This is a genomic window from Yinghuangia aomiensis (assembly GCF_039542225.1).
Taxonomy (GTDB): Bacteria; Actinomycetota; Actinomycetes; order Streptomycetales; family Streptomycetaceae; genus Yinghuangia; species Yinghuangia aomiensis.
The window spans coordinates 21488-39743 of sequence record NZ_BAABHS010000038.1 but is presented as its reverse complement, the minus strand read 5'-3'; the positions used below and the strand labels follow the sequence as shown (position 1 = coordinate 39743).

Annotated in this window: 16 protein-coding genes and 1 pseudogene; 11 read left to right on the top strand and 6 right to left on the bottom strand. The window is 70.5% G+C overall.

The window, feature by feature from the left end:
* Positions 1–1729 precede the first annotated feature (1729 nt).
* The 5 genes from ABEA93_RS35045 to ABEA93_RS35025 all read left to right on the top strand — a co-directional run bounded on the left by ABEA93_RS35045 (position 1730) and on the right by ABEA93_RS35025 (position 8099).
* Positions 1730–2707, top strand: a complete 978-nt coding sequence (locus tag ABEA93_RS35045) for a ParA family protein (protein ID WP_345679967.1) — start codon at positions 1730–1732, stop codon at positions 2705–2707.
* Between the two features lie 2 nt (positions 2708–2709).
* The gene (locus tag ABEA93_RS35040; protein ID WP_345679966.1) at positions 2710–3447 is read left to right on the top strand and encodes a hypothetical protein; all 738 of its coding nucleotides are present in this window, start codon (positions 2710–2712) and stop codon (positions 3445–3447) included.
* Positions 3448–5962: 2515 nt separating this feature from the next.
* Positions 5963–7264 carry a helix-turn-helix domain-containing protein gene (locus ABEA93_RS35035; protein ID WP_345679965.1) on the top strand — a complete coding sequence of 434 codons (1302 nt, stop codon included), beginning with the start codon at positions 5963–5965 and terminating at the stop codon, positions 7262–7264.
* 157 nt (positions 7265–7421) lie between these two features.
* Positions 7422–7802, top strand: a complete 381-nt coding sequence (locus ABEA93_RS35030; protein ID WP_345679999.1) for a DciA family protein — start codon at positions 7422–7424, stop codon at positions 7800–7802.
* A 9-nt stretch (positions 7803–7811) separates the two neighbouring features.
* A complete protein-coding gene (locus ABEA93_RS35025) occupies positions 7812–8099 on the top strand; it encodes a hypothetical protein (RefSeq protein WP_345679964.1) in 288 nt (95 codons plus the stop codon).
* A gap of 29 nt (positions 8100–8128) precedes the next feature.
* On the opposite strand, the gene ABEA93_RS35020 is transcribed toward ABEA93_RS35025, so the two are convergent.
* Both ABEA93_RS35020 and ABEA93_RS35015 read right to left on the bottom strand, forming a co-directional pair.
* On the bottom strand, positions 8129–8374 hold the full coding sequence (locus ABEA93_RS35020; RefSeq protein WP_345679963.1) for a type II toxin-antitoxin system RelE family toxin: 246 nt from the start codon (positions 8372–8374) through the stop codon (positions 8129–8131).
* Entirely contained in the window at positions 8371–8655 is a 285-nt protein-coding gene (locus tag ABEA93_RS35015; RefSeq protein WP_345679962.1) for a type II toxin-antitoxin system Phd/YefM family antitoxin, read from the bottom strand. Before ABEA93_RS35015 ends, ABEA93_RS35020 begins: the two co-directional genes overlap by 4 nt.
* 384 nt (positions 8656–9039) lie before the next feature.
* Here ABEA93_RS35015 and ABEA93_RS35010 point away from each other — a divergent pair, with 384 nt between their 5' ends.
* Positions 9040–10119 carry a hypothetical protein gene (locus ABEA93_RS35010; protein WP_345679961.1) on the top strand — a complete coding sequence of 360 codons (1080 nt, stop codon included), beginning with the start codon at positions 9040–9042 and terminating at the stop codon, positions 10117–10119.
* Positions 10120–10557: 438 nt separating this feature from the next.
* Here the strand turns inward: ABEA93_RS35010 and ABEA93_RS35005 are convergent, their stop codons facing one another.
* The gene (locus ABEA93_RS35005) at positions 10558–11337 is read right to left on the bottom strand and encodes a hypothetical protein (protein WP_345679960.1); all 780 of its coding nucleotides are present in this window, start codon (positions 11335–11337) and stop codon (positions 10558–10560) included.
* Between the two features lie 286 nt (positions 11338–11623).
* Between ABEA93_RS35005 and ABEA93_RS35000 the strand changes: the two genes are divergently transcribed.
* The 5 genes from ABEA93_RS35000 to ABEA93_RS34980 all read left to right on the top strand — a co-directional run bounded on the left by ABEA93_RS35000 (position 11624) and on the right by ABEA93_RS34980 (position 16346).
* Positions 11624–13774 carry a hypothetical protein gene (locus tag ABEA93_RS35000; RefSeq protein WP_345679959.1) on the top strand — a complete coding sequence of 717 codons (2151 nt, stop codon included), beginning with the start codon at positions 11624–11626 and terminating at the stop codon, positions 13772–13774.
* A 659-nt stretch (positions 13775–14433) separates the two neighbouring features.
* A complete protein-coding gene (locus ABEA93_RS34995; RefSeq protein ID WP_345679958.1) occupies positions 14434–15132 on the top strand; it encodes a hypothetical protein in 699 nt (232 codons plus the stop codon).
* Positions 15129–15395 (top strand): hypothetical protein, encoded by a 267-nt coding sequence (locus ABEA93_RS34990; protein WP_345679957.1) that lies wholly within the window; start codon positions 15129–15131, stop codon positions 15393–15395. The genes ABEA93_RS34995 and ABEA93_RS34990 overlap by 4 nt, the downstream gene beginning before the upstream one ends.
* A 202-nt stretch (positions 15396–15597) precedes the next feature.
* Positions 15598–16020, top strand: coding sequence for a glycosyltransferase (locus ABEA93_RS34985; protein WP_425585211.1), 423 nt, complete (start codon positions 15598–15600; stop codon positions 16018–16020).
* Positions 15984–16346: a hypothetical protein gene (locus ABEA93_RS34980; protein ID WP_345679955.1), complete on the top strand. Its 363-nt coding sequence runs from the start codon at positions 15984–15986 to the stop codon at positions 16344–16346. Before ABEA93_RS34985 ends, ABEA93_RS34980 begins: the two co-directional genes overlap by 37 nt.
* A 207-nt stretch (positions 16347–16553) precedes the next feature.
* On the opposite strand, the gene ABEA93_RS34975 is transcribed toward ABEA93_RS34980, so the two are convergent.
* From ABEA93_RS34975 to ABEA93_RS34965, 3 genes and pseudogenes are all read right to left on the bottom strand, one after another.
* On the bottom strand, positions 16554–16682 hold the full coding sequence (locus ABEA93_RS34975) for a WD40 repeat domain-containing protein (RefSeq protein ID WP_345679954.1): 129 nt from the start codon (positions 16680–16682) through the stop codon (positions 16554–16556).
* Between the two features lie 1207 nt (positions 16683–17889).
* Positions 17890–18078 (bottom strand): annotated as a pseudogene (locus ABEA93_RS34970) (hypothetical protein); the annotation flags it as partial.
* The gene (locus ABEA93_RS34965) at positions 18072–18230 is read right to left on the bottom strand and encodes a zeta toxin family protein (RefSeq protein ID WP_345679953.1); all 159 of its coding nucleotides are present in this window, start codon (positions 18228–18230) and stop codon (positions 18072–18074) included. The pseudogene ABEA93_RS34970 and the gene ABEA93_RS34965, both read right to left, overlap by 7 nt.
* Positions 18231–18256 lie beyond the last annotated feature (26 nt).

Here is an 18256-nt window from a genome sequence, read left to right as displayed (position 1 = left end):
GGAAGTCATCGTCCCGCGCAGTCACCCCGCCCTTCGAATTTGCCACGCTCAACGTTGGCCGAACGGGGCGGCAGACCACAGCCGCGGTTTCCCTCCGTAGTGCCTCACCCCGAGGGCGACACGGCAGGCGTGACAGGTCGACCGAAGCACGTCGATGCCAGCCGACGCGGGTCGGCCACCCAGGATCTGCACGCTGGTGGCCGACTGCGCCCACGATCGGCAGGCCGGGTGTTCACCGTCTGCCGACAAGAAGCTGATGCAAGTCGTCACCGCGGTGAGCGGCATTCGGGCGCAAGAATCGCCGACCGCACGTGGATGGCGTGTCACACACGCATGCACCGTTGTCCCGATGGGGCAAGCAGCGCAACAGAAACGCGTACGAGCCGTGCTGAGGCGCTTTCTCGCCGACCTGAAGGGAATCACCCCAGGTGTTGGCCACCAGCGCCTGAGCTTGCATTTCCGCAGGTCAGAGGCGGTTTTTACGCCTACGAAAAATTCGCAAAACAGGCAAATCAATCTATCAACGAGCCCCTGCCGAACACGTTTTGACACCTGCTCTACCGAATCCTCAACGCACGGACCGTCGCTCGTCAGAGACGCATGCATGGCCAGCGACTTAAACAGCAGACAGTGTCGACGAATCACGAGCAGCACTTGTTGTGTTCTCATAAGAGGAAGTGCGGCGTTGAAGCCACGCCATCCATCGGGAGTACATCCTCGCGGCAAGTAGCCCGAGTTCATCGATACTCAGATTGACCGCAATCACCGAGGAATTATGCAAGTTCGAGACGGAGCTTACATAGAGTTCTTGGCGCAACCCGTCAACTACACCTCAAAACGCTTCTTTGCATCGTCCTAGGACCTGGACACCAACCAAAACTATCAGTTCGACATGAACCGCAGATAGTCTGACTTCTTCACGTGGTACTCCCATGCAGACGGCATGCCGGTCTTGCCGCACAGGAAGAAGCTTTCCATGAAGTCGCGCTCGAACGACTGCTAAACATCCCCACCACACACGTTTGTAAGCCACGTCCATACCTCATGTTCAACCCGTACATGAGTTGATGTTCAGACCTACTGTCAACCGGAATAGCATGCGTCATTGAAATCTCTCGTCGAGGCATCTATGAGTCATCATAGAAATCCCTGCGTTTAACCTTGCATCAGCAACCATTACTACACGCCAGTTATGCGACTCGTTGGCACGAACATGCAGACCTGATCACGTCGCTACATCTACCCATGCGATCAGGATCAGAGGATCACATGCGCCTAGAAGGCCTCCTGACCTGTCACCTTGAACGAAACCTTCCATGACAAGACGAAGGACGTCATGCAGGACCCTGTGCATGTAGTTGTTCAGGTAGTTGTGCATGAAGACGTGACGTCCTTGTTGACACGTATCCATGCAGGTCAGAGTGCGTTCCCTTAAGGCGCGCAGCACGACAAACTCTGGACGGTTCTCCAGTACGCAACACAACCACTACGCCTCAGACCTCGACTGACACCGTGCGACGAAGACATGGATCCTGTAGTCCACAACACAGCCACCGAACGGCGTCTGACCTCCTGGCAACGAGCGCGTACCAGCGTGTCTCCGACCGTTCCTCACACCGCGCGTGGTTCAATGCTGCTCGCACCCGGGCGTCACACACGCATCACTGACCACGTCTGCGCAGCAGAGGCCTGAGACACCGGGAACTCAGGCCGAGGGGAGGTTGGAGAGTTGAGCATCGCAGCGCCGAATACGATCGTGCTCACAGAGTTCGACAGGGAAGCGCCCGTCGACGTGCCCTGGGAAGACCTGTGGCACATCTTCGTCATCGCGAACGACAAAGGCGGCGCCGGCAAGACGTCGCTGACCGCCAACCTGGCACTGATGCTGCTCAAGCAGCTGCAGGCCGGCAACCCCGACGCAGGAATCCCTGGCGATCCGGACGCCCGCGTACTCGTCATAGACCTCAACGCACAGGGCAACCTGACCGTGCACGAGTTCGGCGTCCCCGAGCACCTCAACGACGACGGAGACAGCATCCTCGAGGCGCTGCGCCGCGGCACCCCGCTCCGGCCTGTGACCGTGCGCCCGGGGCTCGACGTTATCCCGGGGGGCCGCGAGCTCAAGGAAGAGATCCCGGCCCTCTACAACCGGCTCATGCAGGCATACACCCTCAACGCCGACCTGCGGCTGCTGCAGTGCTTGATGCCCATTGCGGGCGACTACGACTACATCATCATCGACACGCCTCCCGAGAACCCGACGCTTCAGCGCCTTGCCATGGGCGCCGCACGGTGGGTGATCTCCCCGTCCAAGACGGACCGCGGATCTCTCGACGGCGTCAACGAGATGAAGAGGCAGTTCGAACTCACCCGCCGGGTCAACCCGCTGCTGACCTTCCTCGGAGTCGTCCTCTTCGCCACCGGCCGCACCTCGAGCCAAATCCACGGCAAGGCCGAGGGGCGGCTGCGTCAGATTCTTGGCAACGCTTACTACAAGTTCGGCCAGCACATCGGACACAGCGAGGCCGTTGCCCAGCAGTCCCGCGACCTGGACGGCGAACCGCTCGTCGCGCTGTTCGACCGCGCGGAGAAGGGCGACACGAGCCTCCCCGGCACAGTCCGCGCAGTCCACGAGGACTATCTGCAGCTCACCAATCAAGTGACGGCCCGCAGCGCCCAACTGAAGCAGCAGATCGAGGAGTCCTGAGCGTGGCCACCAACGAAACCGACACACACGACGTCTACGCCCCGCCCTCGCTCTCGGCACTCCGCGGGCGCAAGAACCGCCCCGCCGCGCACGACACCACCCCCGCCGCGCAAGCAATTCCTCAGCCGACTCAGCACACCGAGCCTGAGCCGATCACGCAGCCCGTCGACGACGGGATCTCGCAGCCGCTACCCCAGCAACTCCCGGACCCCGCCCCGGCCCCGGCCTCTGCCGCCGACAATGAGGCCACGAAGACACCCCGCACCAGCGCCCAGGACACCGCTCCGAGGCCGCCTGCGCGTGATCTGCGCGCCTACGGGGCCCCGGTCAGCTTCTCCGTCTCGGCAGGCGTCCGCCGCCGTCTCGATCGCGCCTACGCCAAAGCGCTCACCACCGGCAGCCGCACCAGCCACCTCGAGTTCATCTTCGCCGCGCTGGAAGCCGCCGACGAAGCCGGCTGGAAAACCGTAGTCGCTGCATCTCTGCCGCCAGCCAAAACCCGCCGCTTCGGTGCCAACCGCGCCATAAAGGACCGCGCTTACGCTGGCACCGGCTCCCAGTCCATCCACGTCCGCATCCCCGATGAAGACCTGGCCGAAATCGACAGGGCTGTCCTTGAGGCCGGGGTGCCAGACCGCAACAAGCTGATCGCCATCAGCCTCAACTACTACCTCCCCGGCCGGAAAGACCGGCCAGGCCAGCTTGACTCGCCCCAGGACGAGAACGAGACGAGCGACTAGGCAAGGCCGTGGCCCGAGCAGCCACAGCCGCCAACAGCTGCCGGCTCCAGAGCAATGGGACACCCAGCGCTCGGCAAGGTTCAGGCCACGGTGACAGAACTGCTCTGTACCCGCCGCCAGACGGATCTGCTGCACCGTCCGGCTGTCGGGGGCAGGGCCCAGAGTCTGGTACCTCCGCCACGCCGAAGGCCTTGCTCCCCCAGAAGTTTGCGGGGGAGCAAGGCCTTTCCGGTTGATCAGACGCGAACACGGGGCAGTCAGCCACCAATCCGTATCTGCAGCTGGGGAGTCAACGTCAACACTCGTACCGCCCAGGCATCCCATCGACAGCACGGACGTGTCAGGAACCTCCGCCAGAAGGCTCGGCGCAGCAGCCCGCGTTCCAGGGCAAGGTTCAGGTACACAGCCACCTCACCGGGGTGTCCAGGGTCGGCGGGCCAGGGCTGGGCAGCCCGTGTGGGCTGCGGCCGCGCGGGCGGTGCGGCCCGGAGGCCTTCATCCCGCATTCCCATCCTCGGCTGGGGATGAAGGTGGCCCACCAGTAGTCTCCCGCGGCCTGGCGGTCAGTCCAGCCGCGGTGGGGTTCGGGTTCCTTGGGGGAGAAGTCAACGGAGAATCCGTGGGTGTTCGTCTCGGCGACGGCCATCCGAAGCCGTCGGTCAGGCTGTCGGAGACGGCGGTGATGTAGGCGCTGGGCGGTTCCTCGCGCCAAGTGGTCCAGTCCGGCCCGGGACCGTGTCCGGGTGCTCGTCCGCAAGGTCGGCCGCGCCCGGGAAATCGGCTGCGTCGACGGACAACACCCAGACGCCGTCGTGCTGGATGCCGGCGCGCGATTGGACGGTGGCGGGGGCGAGCCCCCCGGCGAGGAGGACTGCCTGTCCGAGCGAAGCAGCTGGCTGGGGGAGCGGGTCCATGTGGTCGGGTCGGGTATGGGTGATACCAGCGGTGGCAGCGAGGCCGGCTGCAGAAATGCGCGCGACGGTGGCGCCGTCGCGGACGACGGCGGCTTCGCGGCCCCGACTGCACCGGCGTGGAACAACTGCAAGATGCTGGTCGGTCGTCGAACTCCCAGAACTCGCCGAGGCGGCCCGGCGCGTCAATGCCCACCTCCACCTGGGTGAACCTGGCTGACGCACAAACACCGCCGCGTCGGACTCCGGGGCCGGATCCGACGCGGCTTTCGCCCCCATTTCATAGATTCTGAAGGAGGTTCAGTCAGTGCTGCCGTGGCCACCTCGCCAGCTGCGACACGGCAACTCATAGGCACCCCGGGTACCTCCGTGGGGATACAGTGGCCCGCAGCATTGATCAAAAATTGAAGTGGCCCCGTCGACCGCCCTTGGCAAGGCGGGAGGGGCCACAGTGGCCAACGGACCCCTCCTACAAGGTCCGAAAGCCTGCCGCACCTAACGTCTTCTATCCGAAGGTGGCGACGTGATCTTCAGGGTACCCGTGTACGTGCCTTCACGCACAGAACCCCGCCGTGGTGCCAGCGTGTACTCCGACCGCTGGCTCTTCGGCGGGGCTTTCGTGTTGCCTGCACGCACCCTCGCCCCGACCTCTGTTGAGGATGGAGGCGGGATGACGTAGCGCGTCTTCGGCGCGGCGGCCCTCAACGGGTCTTCTGCCGCCCCGGGCCCTGAGTCCTCGGTGATTTGCCGTCACCTGGCTCAGCGGCCCGCCCAACACCGAAGGAGTTTGCCGCTCCTCCGAAGGGACTGTTCGCCCGGTTGCCGCCGGTCGAACAGTTCGATCTCGGTTCGCTCCAGAACCCACACCAGCGCCGCAGGGCTTTGGCATGCCCGCGTGCGCATGCACGCGAGGAGTTCATTTTGCATGTCTCGGGGGCGGGTTGCCAGCTTTGGCATGCCCGCGTGCGGCGTTTCGCCTGCCGTGAGCAGGGGTTCACCCGTTCGAGGGTGACTGATTTCACGTGTCCCACGCCTCTGCCGGCGGCTGGTAGGCGTACGGTGTCGGCGCGGCAACAGGGGCTGACCGGGCAACCCACCGACGAAACTCTCTTGTTGGCGTCGCATCGGCGCGCCTGCGCAACACCCGGCCAAGGCGTGAGCGCATCCTTCTCGCGCATTGATGTCACACGACAGCCGAGCACCTGCGCCCTCGCGCCCGCGCGTGTCCTTGTTCCTCTGTCCTGTTCGTCGGGTGCCCGTGCTGGCGGTGCCACGAGCGGGGCCGTGTGGGTGGGCCGGTGAGCGCGGTGGCAGCGGACTCCGCCGCCACGGTGCCGGTGCCCAGCCCTCGCAAGCCGTCCGGAACGCTCCCGAGGCAGGCCACGCCGCACAAGGCGTCGCCCGTGATCAAGGCTCGGCGACTGGTGGCGAGGTTCGCGCCGGTCTAGGGCGAGTTGCCGCGGCTGTGGGTGCCAGCGTCGGAGCAGTGGGTGGAGACGACACGGGGCCGGGTGACGCAAGACGGCCATTCGTGGATGCAGGCCGGGCACTGGGTGGTCGGGTCGGGTTGCTACGTGCCGTTGCGATCACATGGGCCGAGGGCGATGAACGTCACGACGCTGCGGGTCGCACAGGAGTTGGCGGCACTGTCGCCGTGCCGTCCGGGGGTGGAGTTCCTGGCGCGTCGGCTGAAGATGAGCGAGCGGGCGGTGGAGTACCACCTGGGGATGCTGCGGGAGTCAGGGCTGCTGGTCTACATCGAGAAGGGCACCCGGTACCGGGGCAAGGCGGCGCGGGCCAGCGAGTTCGCGTTGGTGATTCCGCCCGCCTATGACGCCGCGTTGGGCATCCGTACGACCGGCGAGGGCCCGACGCGGCGGATGACGGGGATCGCCGAGGCCGGCCGCGACCTGGTCGCGAGGCTGGCACGGAAGGCCTCGCGAAAGGTCCGGGCGCCGCGCACGGCCGCAACAGTGCCGGGCACGGGACCGGTCGCGAAGCCGCAGGTGAACGTGCCGGAGGAGACCTTGGCGGGGGGCGAGACGGACGGCTCCGGGGCGGCTGTGGATCACTCCGGCCGTTGCACCCCAATGCAGGCTCGTACTTCAGGGTCTTCTACGGGACTTTCTCCTGTGGTCCCTCTAGAGACGGGGCTCGCAAGCGGGACGCACGATCACGCACCCGGCACCGACACGACCACCGCCCCGAGCACCGCGGCCGAACAGCAGACCGCGCCGTGCGAGCCCCGCCGCCGGGCTCTGAACAAGGTCGGCCGCCGGTTCCACCTCGCCGCGGCGCTCGTCCGCGAGATCTCGTGGCTGGCGAAGGCCTCCGTGCCTCGAGTCGCGTGGGTGGTCGGCGAGGTCTCCGACGCCGGATGGACCTGCGCGGAGGTGGCCGCCTGGCTGGCCACCGTCGATGCCCCGGCCGCGGGCGCCCGCCGCCCGTCCGGGCTGCTGGCGTCTCGGCTGCGGGGGGTCACCACGCTGCGCGGGTGGCGCACCGCAGCGGAGCGGGCCGTGCAGGTGGAGCACTGGCGCGACTCCGCCCGGGCCGCGCGTGCCCGGCACGCCGAGCACGTGTGGATGTCCGGCACCTGGCAGCTCCCGGTCACGGCGGAGCCGGCGGCCGACGTGGAGAGCGCGTTCGCCTCGGTCGACCAGGCCCGGGACGGCGTCGACGGGGCGACTGTGCACCACGTCGACGACCAGGTCCTGGAGCTGGAGGACCTGACCCGGGACGAGGTCCTCCAGCTGCGGCGCCTGGGGGAGCAGGACCACGACGCGGTGTTGTCGACCATCGACCTGATGGGCGAGGCGTTCGCGCGGCGGCTGTACACGAACCGCCTGGTCGACTGGGTCCTGCACAAACAGCGCACCGCCGCACCGGCCGCGGTGGCGTGGTGACAGGCCCGGACTCGGCGGGAGCCGGGACGCCCGGGACGTCGGGGATGGACCTGGCCAGGGTCGCCCTGCGCGCCGCCCGTGCAGCTGCCGCCCAAAGCGCCGGCCGCCCGGCTCCGGCACCGCGCGCCCGCAGGCCCGGCGGAACGGTCGCGATCCGCTGGGGCTCACCGCCGTCCTCGAGGGCTTGGTCGCCGCGCGGGCCTGGCAGGTACTGGCCGCCGGCGCCGGGATCCTGGCCGACTGGGAGCGCATCGCCCCGAACCTCGCCGGCCACGTCCAAGCCGCCGCGTTCGACCCGGCCACCGGCCGCTTGGACCTGCGCCCGGACTCCGCGTCCTGGGCCACCCACCTGCGCCTCCAGACCCCCGCACTCCTGCAGCGCATCACCGACCACACCGGCGCGGCCACCGTCCGCAGCATCCGCGTGCTGTCCCCGGCGGCCAGGACCACGCCCGCAGCGCCCGTAGCCGCCACCGACACGAGCACTGCGCCCGCACCAGCCCCGCCCGCAGCCCGGCCCGAACCGACGCCCGGATAACGGCAGGCCGTGGCCGCGCACCGCGCAGCCGCCCCAGAGAAGCAGATCGCTCCCGCGGTCCGGGCCGCGATCGAGCGGCAGGACCGGGACCTGGCCTCGCACCGCGAGCCCGAGGCCGCCTTCCGCGCGGTGCTCGCCCGCCAGGACCAGGACGCCGGGCAGACCGGGCCCGGCCGCGGTTCGGACGCCTACCTGCGGGCCCGGCAGCAGGCTGCGCGGGACCGTGCCGCGCGCAACCTGCCGACCATCACGACGGCCCCGGCGGCCGCCCAGGCACCACTGCGGGACACCGCGTGAACCGCCTGCGCCCTACCGCGTCAGGGGCATCAGCGCAGGCGTCCGAGGTGGATGACGGTGACGCGGACCTGCCGGTCGTTGACCTCGTACAGCACGCGGTAGACGCCGACGTGGATGCGCAGCAGGTCGGCGCTGCCGAACGCGCCGTCGGGCCGGGGGTTCTCAGCGAGGCGGTCGACGGCGGCGAACACCTGCCGCACGCCGTCGGGGTCGTCCTTGGCGAGGCGTTCCGCTTGAGCGAGGGCCTCGGGTTCCCAGATGACCTCGTGGCTCACGCCTCGCGGCCCGCCTGGCCGGCAGCCTGGTCGCTTCCGAAGACGCGGCGGTACGCCTCGTCGTGGGGGACGCCTGCGTCGTCGCCGTGTGCCTGCCGGGCACGGTAGGCGGCCAGGGCGCGCATCTCCTGGAGCTCCAAGGCATCGGCGGGGCTGACGAGTATGGCGATGGTCTTGCCGTGGTCGGTGATCGCGACCGGCTCGCGGGTGACGCCGACCTCCCGCGCGATGGCGCCCAGTTTGGCGCGGGCCTCCACGATCGAATACGTCGTCTCTGTCATGCACACCACATTACGGAAGTGTGCACATGCGCGCTGCGCGAACGGCGTACCCACCGCGTCTCCCGGCGACCTTGAAATCCGGCGACGGAATCAGCCGGACGCTTCCGCGTCGCCGCGAATTGAGGTCTCGGCGTGCTGGCCGCAGGTCCGACGCCTACCAGCGCCCACGTCGGCAGGCGGCGCGCGACCGTGCGGCCCGCACCTGCCAACACTCGGTCCTGCGTCGGGGCTGCGCGAGTCGGCCTGAGGTCGCCTTCCGAGGGCGTGGGGGTGGCTTTCGGTCATGTTCGTGGGCTTTCGGTCGCGGCGGCATGCCGCTGGTTGGGCACGGAAAGGGATCACTCCGCTACCGCCCGCCAACGTGCGGGGGAGAAGGGGGAGTTCGTGCGGAAAGGCGAGCTGAGCACGCTGCTCGGCGATGGACAGGAGACCCGTCAGAACACGCGCGAGAACACAGCCAGGGTGGAGCAGGCCGTCGCCGCGCACGCGGACGCGGTCCGTGCCGCGGTCGACCGGTCCCGCGAGGAATCCGTGCGGGTGCTGACAGGGGAGATCACCGCACTGCGCGCCGACGTCCGCGCAGCCCGCAACTCCGCCGCGACGGCCGGCGCCGTGCAGGACCTGCGCCAGGACCTCCGCGAGCTCCGGACCCTCCTCCAGCAGACCGACCCGAACCCCGCCCCCACCGCACCGCCCACGCAGGCCGAACCCCCCGACCCTGAAACGCAGTCCGCTCACGCCCTGGAAGGCGCTGCGCCCGTCCCACCGGCCACGGGCACGTCGCCGACCGACGAGAACGTGATCGCCGCGCCCGACCCCACGACGGAGGCCGCACCCGTGCACGACACGCCCGCCACCCCGGACCCGGACCCCGCCGGACACAACGACGCGGAACCGCCCGCGGTGGTCGGAGACGTCCTCGCCCAACTGCGCGAGATCGTCGCGGGCAACGCTTATGAGGACCTGCGCCGCGAGGTCGCCGAACTCCGCGACGCAATCGCGGCACTGCGCATCCCCGCCGACGCGACACAGGACCCGCAGCCACCCGCGGCCGGCGACGACGCGCAGGCGGCATCCGCAGCAGCCGCCATGAAGGACCACGAGGATCTGCTCCTTGCCGCAGCCCGGATCTCCTCCGCCCCGGTGCTGTGCCACCGCGACACCTGGGAGTTCCTCGTCGCGAAGGCCGGCGCCCACCAGCACTTCCGTCACCCTCCCCAGGTCACGGCCCTCGAGGACGGACGTGTCGAAGGGGAACTGTCGGGCAGGTCCCTGATCGCCGTGCTGATCTCCCTGTGGAAGACCAAGAGCAACCGCGACGAGTCCGGCGACTGGGCGCTGGCCCAGGGCTTCTACCAGCGGATCGCCGATCGGCTGACCCACCTGGCCACCGATGGCAAGCGCGTCCGCATCGAACTGGACGACCGCGACGGCGCCGCGGACCCCGACACCGACGCGGCATAGGGCCGGACCGCCTGGCCACGGCGCACACCTCCCGGTGCCCAGTGGACGCGGAGGGCAGGCCTGCGGCACGCCTGGGACTGAGGTCTTACGCGCTGGACAAAGCCTGGCGCGTCGGCTGGCTCGTCCCGGCAGCGCTGGTCGTCGCCTCTGTCTGAACCTGTGCGCACCGCAGGCCTTCGCCGATGGGCGAGGGCCTGCGGTGCGTGTGTACAGGCCCGACGCCGACGATCCGCAGTCGACGTGGTCGGCGCCAGTTTTGGTACGAAGGAAGGAGCGCGCGGCCGAGGTCGGGCCCGCCTCCTGGAGTGGTGGTGGCGGTGAGCCGCCCGGCCGCATGCGCGCCAGAGTGCCGTTCTGGCCACCCAGGACGGCGGACACGCCGGTCGTGGCCCGGATGTGTACGCGCGGACGTTGCGACAAGGTCGATGTGCCGGGTGGCTATGTGCTGTCCCGTGCGTTGAACGGGGCGTCGCCGCTTCGGCGTTGGTCTGGGGACCGCGGACGGAGCTTCCGCCATTCCTCGGCCCGTCGGGCTGCGATGCTGCCAGCTTTTGCGGCTTGGACGGCGGCGCGGGCCGCCTGGGCCGCTGGCGGCAGCGGCGGTGGCTGGGGCAGCGGACGTCCGGCGCGCAGGTCTTGGGCGAGGTCGTCGCATGGTCGGCACAGGCCCCCGCGCTGGGCCTTGTCTTGCGGGCGCATGGCGGCGCCGCAGCATTCGCACCCCTCCCAGCGGAAGACGCCCGAGTCGCGGCATTCCTGGCAGGCGCAGCCCGGCCCGCCGTGGCGCGACAGCCTGCGGTCCTCCTCCTGCAGGTAGGCGATGACCGCGTCCATGCGGCTGCGCGGGAGGCCTTCCGCCATGAGGTGCGGCGACGGGGTCGGGGCGATGACGTCCGCGCGGCACCCGGCGCAGGAACCCACTCGGCCGCCGGGGTGGCGCGGGCACCAGTCGTCGACGTCCGGCGGCAGGAACGTCTCGGGCTGCACCGGGGGTGCCTGGCCGCGCATGACCGGGGCCGGTCCCGCGGGTTCTGGTGGTCGGGCCGCCGATGCCGCCGGTCGGGGTGCAGGGGGGTGGCAGATGGGGCAGGACGCGCCGTACGGCTGCCCCGGGTGCTCGTCGCAGCCGCGGCGGGCGTCGAGTTGGGCGTGATGGAGCGCGGGGGTGCTCTGCCGCCAGCCGGGCTCGCACGAACCGTTCTCCGGCGTGCCGGTCATTGGACACCCCGACGCGACGGTCCGAAGCCGGTGGGGAAGCGCGGTGTGGTGGCCACAACCAGACGGTAGCCGTGCGCGCGGGAGGTGCGGAAAGAAGTTCACCCGCTCGGGTGGACGACGCGTCATCTGCCGGGCCGGGATGCCGCGTTCATCGGCGGTCCACACGGCCGGTCTGGGCCCGGAACGCCGGCGGGGTCGCCCGTCCGGGTGAAGTCGGCGGCGGCGCGCACCCTCACCGTGTCGGCCCCCGTTAATCGGGCAACCAGTTGGTAGTTCGGAGGCGCCCATGCCTTTCAGTGTCGTGGCGGCCCGGTTCGACACCGCGCTGCACGCCTGGTGGTCGGCGTTCTTCGACCACCTGGGTGTTACGTGGCTCTACCGGCCGCAGGCCTTCACCGACGCCTCGGGCGGCACGTTCCGCCCCGCGTTCTGGCTCCCCCACGCCCGGATCTGGTTCGACGCCGACCCACTGCGCCCCCCGCCCGGCTGGCAGCGGTTCGCGTGCGCCGCCGCCGGATGCACCTCCAACTGCGACCTGGAGAGATCGGATCTCTGGGGGGAGCCCCTCGACGGCCCCAACGACGCAGCCGAGGACCAGGACCCCGGCGGACACGGCCAGCACGACGACGACACCAGGCCGGACGGGACGCCCCTGCCGCTGCACGACGTCCACGAGGCATGGCGCGGCACCGCCCTGTTCGCCCAAGGCCCCCTCCCCGACACGTACTCCGCCGCCGGCCCGTGGGAATCGCACCCCGACTCAGGCATGCGCACGCACAACGACGGCGCCTACCAGTGGACGATGTGCCCGCGCTGCGACTGGTGCGGCGCCGAGTTCCTCGGCCGCGCCGAACGCCTCGCGTGCGGCTGCCTCGGCAACGCCGAAGAGCACGACAAGACCTGCAACAGCGCGGACCCGCGCCTCCTCGCCGCCTACACCGCGGCCCACCACGCCGCCGACGACGACTTCACCGCCGCGGATCCGGACCACGACGCGTACATCGACGCCCGCACGCCGGTCCTGCGCCACGCACTCGTCGCCCGCGCCGACAGCGCCGAGGCGGAGGCGCGCTGCCGCCGCGCATGCCGACCCCAGTCCGACGACCTCCTCCACGGCACCCACCCCGTCGCCGCGCAAGCCCTCGCCGCGGACCTGGCCGACGCACAGTGGATCTGCCTCGGCTGCGACGGCACCGTGTGCGGGAGCTGCGGCGCGAACCCCACCGTCGCAGCGGGCGTCCCGTGCCAGACCTGCGAGCCCGTCCCATTCATGAGCCGCCGACACGCCACCCGCGTACTCGACGAGATGGCCGCGGGACTCGGACGCCGGCACAAGGTGCCCGTTGCCATGGTCCACGGCCGCCTCAAGCGCGTCATGGGCGTCCGCACGCGGTCGCAGGCATCTCTCCCAGCTCGCGCTTGCCATGACCGCCACCGAGGACTGGCTCGCCCACCACACCCCCGGCCAGTTCAACCCGCCGCTTCCCGACCCCGACGCCGTCCAGGCGCTCCACGGCGCGGAACTCCGGGCAGCAGTCAACACGCTCGTACCCCGGACAGCCCGCAAGCTCCACCTGCTGATCCCCGTGCTCCAAGCCCGGCTGAACCGTGCGATCGGCCTCCCCGGCGGCAGAAGCGGAGCCACCGACGAGCACCTCCAGGACGCGGCCGTGCTCCTGCGCCGCTGGCACGACGACCCGAACGCCTCCGACGCGCCGACGCGTTCGGCACCGGCCTCCCCGCGGCACGGCCCAGACAGCGCTCGCATCCCCGGCCCCGCGCAGCACGACCGCACGCCTTCACCCCCGGAGCCCCCGCAATGACACCGAAACTGACACCCGAACTGCGTGCCGCGGCCATGACGAGGACATGCCCGCACTGCCACGCCGCGCCCGCGGAACGCTGCGCACCGGACCGGGCGGGGCGCTCACGGTTCCACGGCGACCGCATCCGCGATGCCGAGCGGACGCTGCAGCCGTCGCCGCCGCACTACCTCCTGGCCCCCGGTGGGGACCGGATGTACCTGCCGCTCGGGGGGACCGAACGCCGCGACCACCTCGTCGTGTCCCTGCACCGGGACGTACGCCGGATCCTCAGGTTCGACCACGACGAACTGGCCGTCCTCATCCTTCGTGTCCTGGACCGTGCGATCCGGGACTGGGGTAACGACGAACGCCTTCTGGTGTCCAACCCGATGCTGTTGATCATGCTCAACCCCGTCACCTGGCGCTCACCCGCGGAAATCGACCACGCCCACCTGCGCCTTGCCGCCCGCGGGTTCGTCTCCATCGATGCCCACGCCGTGACCGTTCCTCCGCTGGTCGCCGAAATCAGCGCCCACAACGACCTGCCGCCTCGACTGCGCCAGCAATGGAACTCGGCGAAGGCGGCATGGGATACGGCCACGGCAAGCACCGGGGCGTCGCAGCCCGTTTGAACGGCCACGAGCCGGGGCGCTGGCAGTTCACCGCCTCGGCCTGGGCCGCGGCCGCGCTCCTGCGGCCACGCGGACAGATCCCGCCCGGCATCGGGGACGAATGCCCACCCTCCCCGTCGCGCTGGCCGGCGTGCAGCCGGAAGGGGACCGGTGAGCTGCGTGGATTCCCGGGCGCATCTGCGGAGTTGGGTGTTTGCGCGAGGGGAGGTGTCAGGGCTATCGGGGGAGTGATGCCGGATGGGCGTCCGCACGGTCTATCTCACGGCACCGCAGGTCCGCACCCTGCTCGGCGTGGGCACTTGGGGGTGGTGCGGGCTGCTTCGGCAGGACGGGTTCCCGGCGCCGGAGCGAGCCGTCGACGGACGACACCGCGGCCTGGGCCAGGACAGCCCGCTGTGGGAAGCGCAGAACGTCTACCGGTGGGCGGCGGGAAGCGACGCGTTCCGGCACCGTGCCGCGCTGCTGCACCGCGACACGGACGCCGACCGAACGCCCGGACGGTGGCTCGCCTACCGGCAGACCCGGCAAGGCCCCGCACTGGACTGGCAGACCGCGCTGGGCGTCGTACGGGTCGTCTACACGGAGCGGTCCGGCGCGGCCTCCGCCGGTGCCGCGGCCGCGGCCGGCTCAAACCGCGCCGAGGATCGGACGTCGCGGTCGTGTGCGCGTTGTACGGAGACATCGGGATCGGCGGTCCTGCGCTGGTCGCCGCGGACACCGCGCAGCCGCGCATCGAGTACGAGGCCCGCTGGGACCGGGTCACCGAGCTGGCAGGCCAGGACGAGCTGCCGTGGTGGCCGCACCACCTGCGCCTGCCGGAGGTCATCGGCCGCCGGCAGCCGGGCGCCGCGCCCCTCGCGGTGAAGGTGCCGGATAGCAAACGCGAGCAGACGCTGCACCGGGCCGCCGCCGACGGGGGCTTCGGCCGCGAGGCGGACGCGGCGTTGTTGGACATGGCGGACAGCATCCATGCGTCCCGGGTCGCCAACACGCGCATGGACATCCGTGCCTTCGGCAGCGGGATCCACAGCAAGCTCGGGACGGTCGAGTGGCCGATCGTCATCCCGGTCCTCCTCGACGAGCTGCCCGCCGCCGACGAGGACGACGACGAGCCGTCCCAGGACGAGGCGGCGCTGGCTGAGGGATGGCGGGAGATCGCCGCAGCGTCGCACCCGCTCGCGGCGGCCGCGCTGGAAGTCGCGTTCCTCACCGACGAGAAGCTGCTGCCCTACGGGACGCAGGTGACCGTCACGGTCGAGACCTCCCCGGTGGCTGCTGGCTGTTCTTCGCTCCGACCGTCCTGCCGCCTGGCGGAGAACTGGCGTCTGTGGTCTTGGACCGCACAGTGTGGGCGGTGATGTCCGACGGGAGCGTGCATCCCGCGCCGTGCGCACCGACCCTGCACCTGTGGTGGGGCGATGGCTGGGGCGACCGGCCCACCGAGGCGTACTTCGTGGTGAACCACCTTCTCGACGCCCCCGCCACAGCCCCGGACTTCCACCTGCACTGGAAACGCGCCCCCGCCGGGCTGACCGCGCTGCTCTCGAAGGAACACCAGGCCGGAGCCGAACTGACTCGCGCGGTGCTTCTGCACGCCCGAATGACGCAGCCACGACGCTGACCGGCGCCCCGCGGACCGGCTGTGCCGGATGCCGAGCGCAAGGGTTTGATCGGCTGGGCCCTTGTTGTGCAGCGTCCGAGCGGCAGGCGGCGTCGAGTCTGGCTCGACACAACCATGCGGCTGCGCGCTCGTATGGCGTGGCCCTGTCGGGTCGCACGTTGCACCACACGGCGGCGCCGATGCCTCGGTTCAGTCCGACGTCGTGTCGGCTGCGTGGTCGAGGCGGAGGGCCGCCCTCGCCGTAAACGAGCCGTTCGGCATGGTCTACCTCGAGGCGATGGCCTGCGACACCCCGCCCATCGCGACCGCCACCGGCGGCCTCGCCCGCACCGTCACCCCGCACGACCTCCCACGCCACCGGCTGGCTCGTCAAACCCGACGACCCCGACGACCTCGCCGCAGCCCGCGCCACAGCCATCCGCGACGACCACGAACGCCGCCGACGCGGCGCCAACGGCTGCCGCCACATCGACACCGCCTACAGCTGGACCCGCACCGCCGACACCTACCTCGCCGCCTACAACACCGCCGCCGCCCGCTGACCACCGCCACGTCCGCGTCTGAACCACCCCGGCCGAAGGAGTCCCCATGCCCCCGACCATCGACGGCCTCCTTCTCGACATGAACGGCCTGTTCCGCCACTGGCACAACACCGGCGCCCGCACCAGCGAAACCCTCGCCGGACTCCCCCACGGCACCATCGACCGCTACGCCTACCAGCACCGCGCCTACCGCCTCGCCCGCGTCGGAATCCTCACCGACCAGGAATGGGCCGACGACGTCACCGACACGCCTCTCCCGCGACTTCGGACCGCACATCCGCACCAGCCTCGGCCCCTGGCGCGCAGACCGCGGCGAACCCGACCCCGTCATGATCGGCCTCCTCACCCAGCTCCGCCGCCACCTGCCCGTCGGCGTCCTGTCCAACTGCACCGAAGTGCGGGGTGCTGAGGGGCAGCAATTGCACGGGCCGGGCGGCGCGATCGGCCCCGAAAGCCCGGTCGGCGAGGGGCGTGGCTGGGCCGGTGAGAGGGCGCACTTCTGCAGCGACCCACCGCCGACGGTCAGCGACCCGTCCGGGGAGAACGCCACCGTGTGGACGGGGGCGGCGTGTCCGGTGAGGGGGTTGCCGATCTGGCGGCCGGTGGCCGGGACCCACTATCGGACCGTCCTGTCCCGGCTGCCTGAGGCGAGCAGGGAACCGTCCGCGGAGAACGCCAGCGCATTGACTGTGGCGGTGTGGCCGGTGAGGGGGCAACGATCGGACGCTGGGTGGCCAGGTCCCACAGCCGCACCGTCGTGGAGTCCTGGTCACCGGTGGTGGCCAGGAGCGCCCCGTCCGGGGACACGGCCACCGTATTGACCGTGATGCGGCGGTCGGCGAAGGGGTCACCAACCGCCGCGTACCGAGCGGACGGGCGAGGTTGGGGGGGCGACTTCCGCGGCGGGTCTCCCCTTCTGCGGGGCCGTGTTCCGTGGGCGGGAGCGGCCCGTGGCCCGGCCGGTCGACGGCCGGGCGGCGCCGCGGTCTGCCTGCCACAGCACGTGGACGCGCGACCTGCGTCTCCGCGTCCGGGCGCGGGCGGACGACGGACGCGCCGGTCAAGTGCCGCACCACCGACTCCAGGCGCGGCCAGTCCGGCCCGGACCTACCGTTGAGTAGCTGTCCGAGCGTCTCGCGGCTGACCGTCGCCGGCAGGGCGAGGTCCGCGCCGATCGCCTTCTCCAGCTCGCGGGTGCTCGGGCGGCCCGCGTTCGTATGCAGCTCGTGCAGCGCCGCGACCAGGTCCCGCCGCGGCCCCTCCGACACCCGGTCCTCGCCCGGCATCACGATCGGCACATGTCCCCCCGCCCCACGAGGCGGACCGCTGGCCCGCAGCCTGCCCAGAACTGCCAAGTCGCCACCCCATGCGGGCCGTTCCGCGGCGAAACGCTGCCACCGACCCCCACCGGCGCCCGCCCGCGGCAGATCCCGCCCGTGATCGACAGGCCTTGCCGGCAACCGGCTTCGGCCCTGTGCCCGGGCCCCGATGGTGGAGATCCGGGGCAACACCGCCCCGGGCACACCCGGAGGGCCGCGATGAACAACCAGCTCACCGCCACCGCCGCGCCGCTCCTGGCCCCCCTGCTGTCCGCCACCGTCAACGCCCCGCTGTGGGTCACCGTTCCGCTGCACCTGCTCGGCGCGTCCACCGTCGTCGTACACCAGGTCCTGCAAGTCCGCACCGCCCGCGAGCACGAGCGCGCCACCCGGCACGCCGAGGCCCGCCGCGACGCTCTGGAGGACGAGACCGTCCACGCCGCCCGCACCATCACCGACCGCGCCGAGCGCACCCGGCGCCCTCCTCAACCTCACCGCCCTGCGCACCACACCGCCCGACCCGCCGTGAGAGGAGGCGTCCACCCACCGGCGGATGCCGTAACCGCCGGTCCCCGGCCGTGCGGTTACGGAAACAGCGAACACGTTGCGCGCCGCGAACCTGGCGCTGATCGGCTACCACCAGCGGCTGCCGCTCACCGCAGTGTTCGGCACCGAGACGGACAGCAGGGGGCCAGGAGCGGCGCGGGTGGTTTCGCCGGTGGCGCGTTTGAGTAGGTTGTCGATCATCGCGATGCGGATGTGGGTCTCGGAGCTGGCCGGGAGTACTTCGTAGTCCCGTGCCAGGCGGCGGTGGGTCACGAGTGCCAGTAGTCAGGATGGCTGTTCTTGAACGTCTCCCCGGAGACCGCCACCGGTCTGCGATGGCGCACCGCGCGCCGCACCAGGTACGCGGCGTTCGTCTTCCCCGCTCCGGGCTGGCCCATCATGTAGGTGACGACCGGGACGTCGTGCATGGTGATACCGCTGAGGTAGTCCGGGA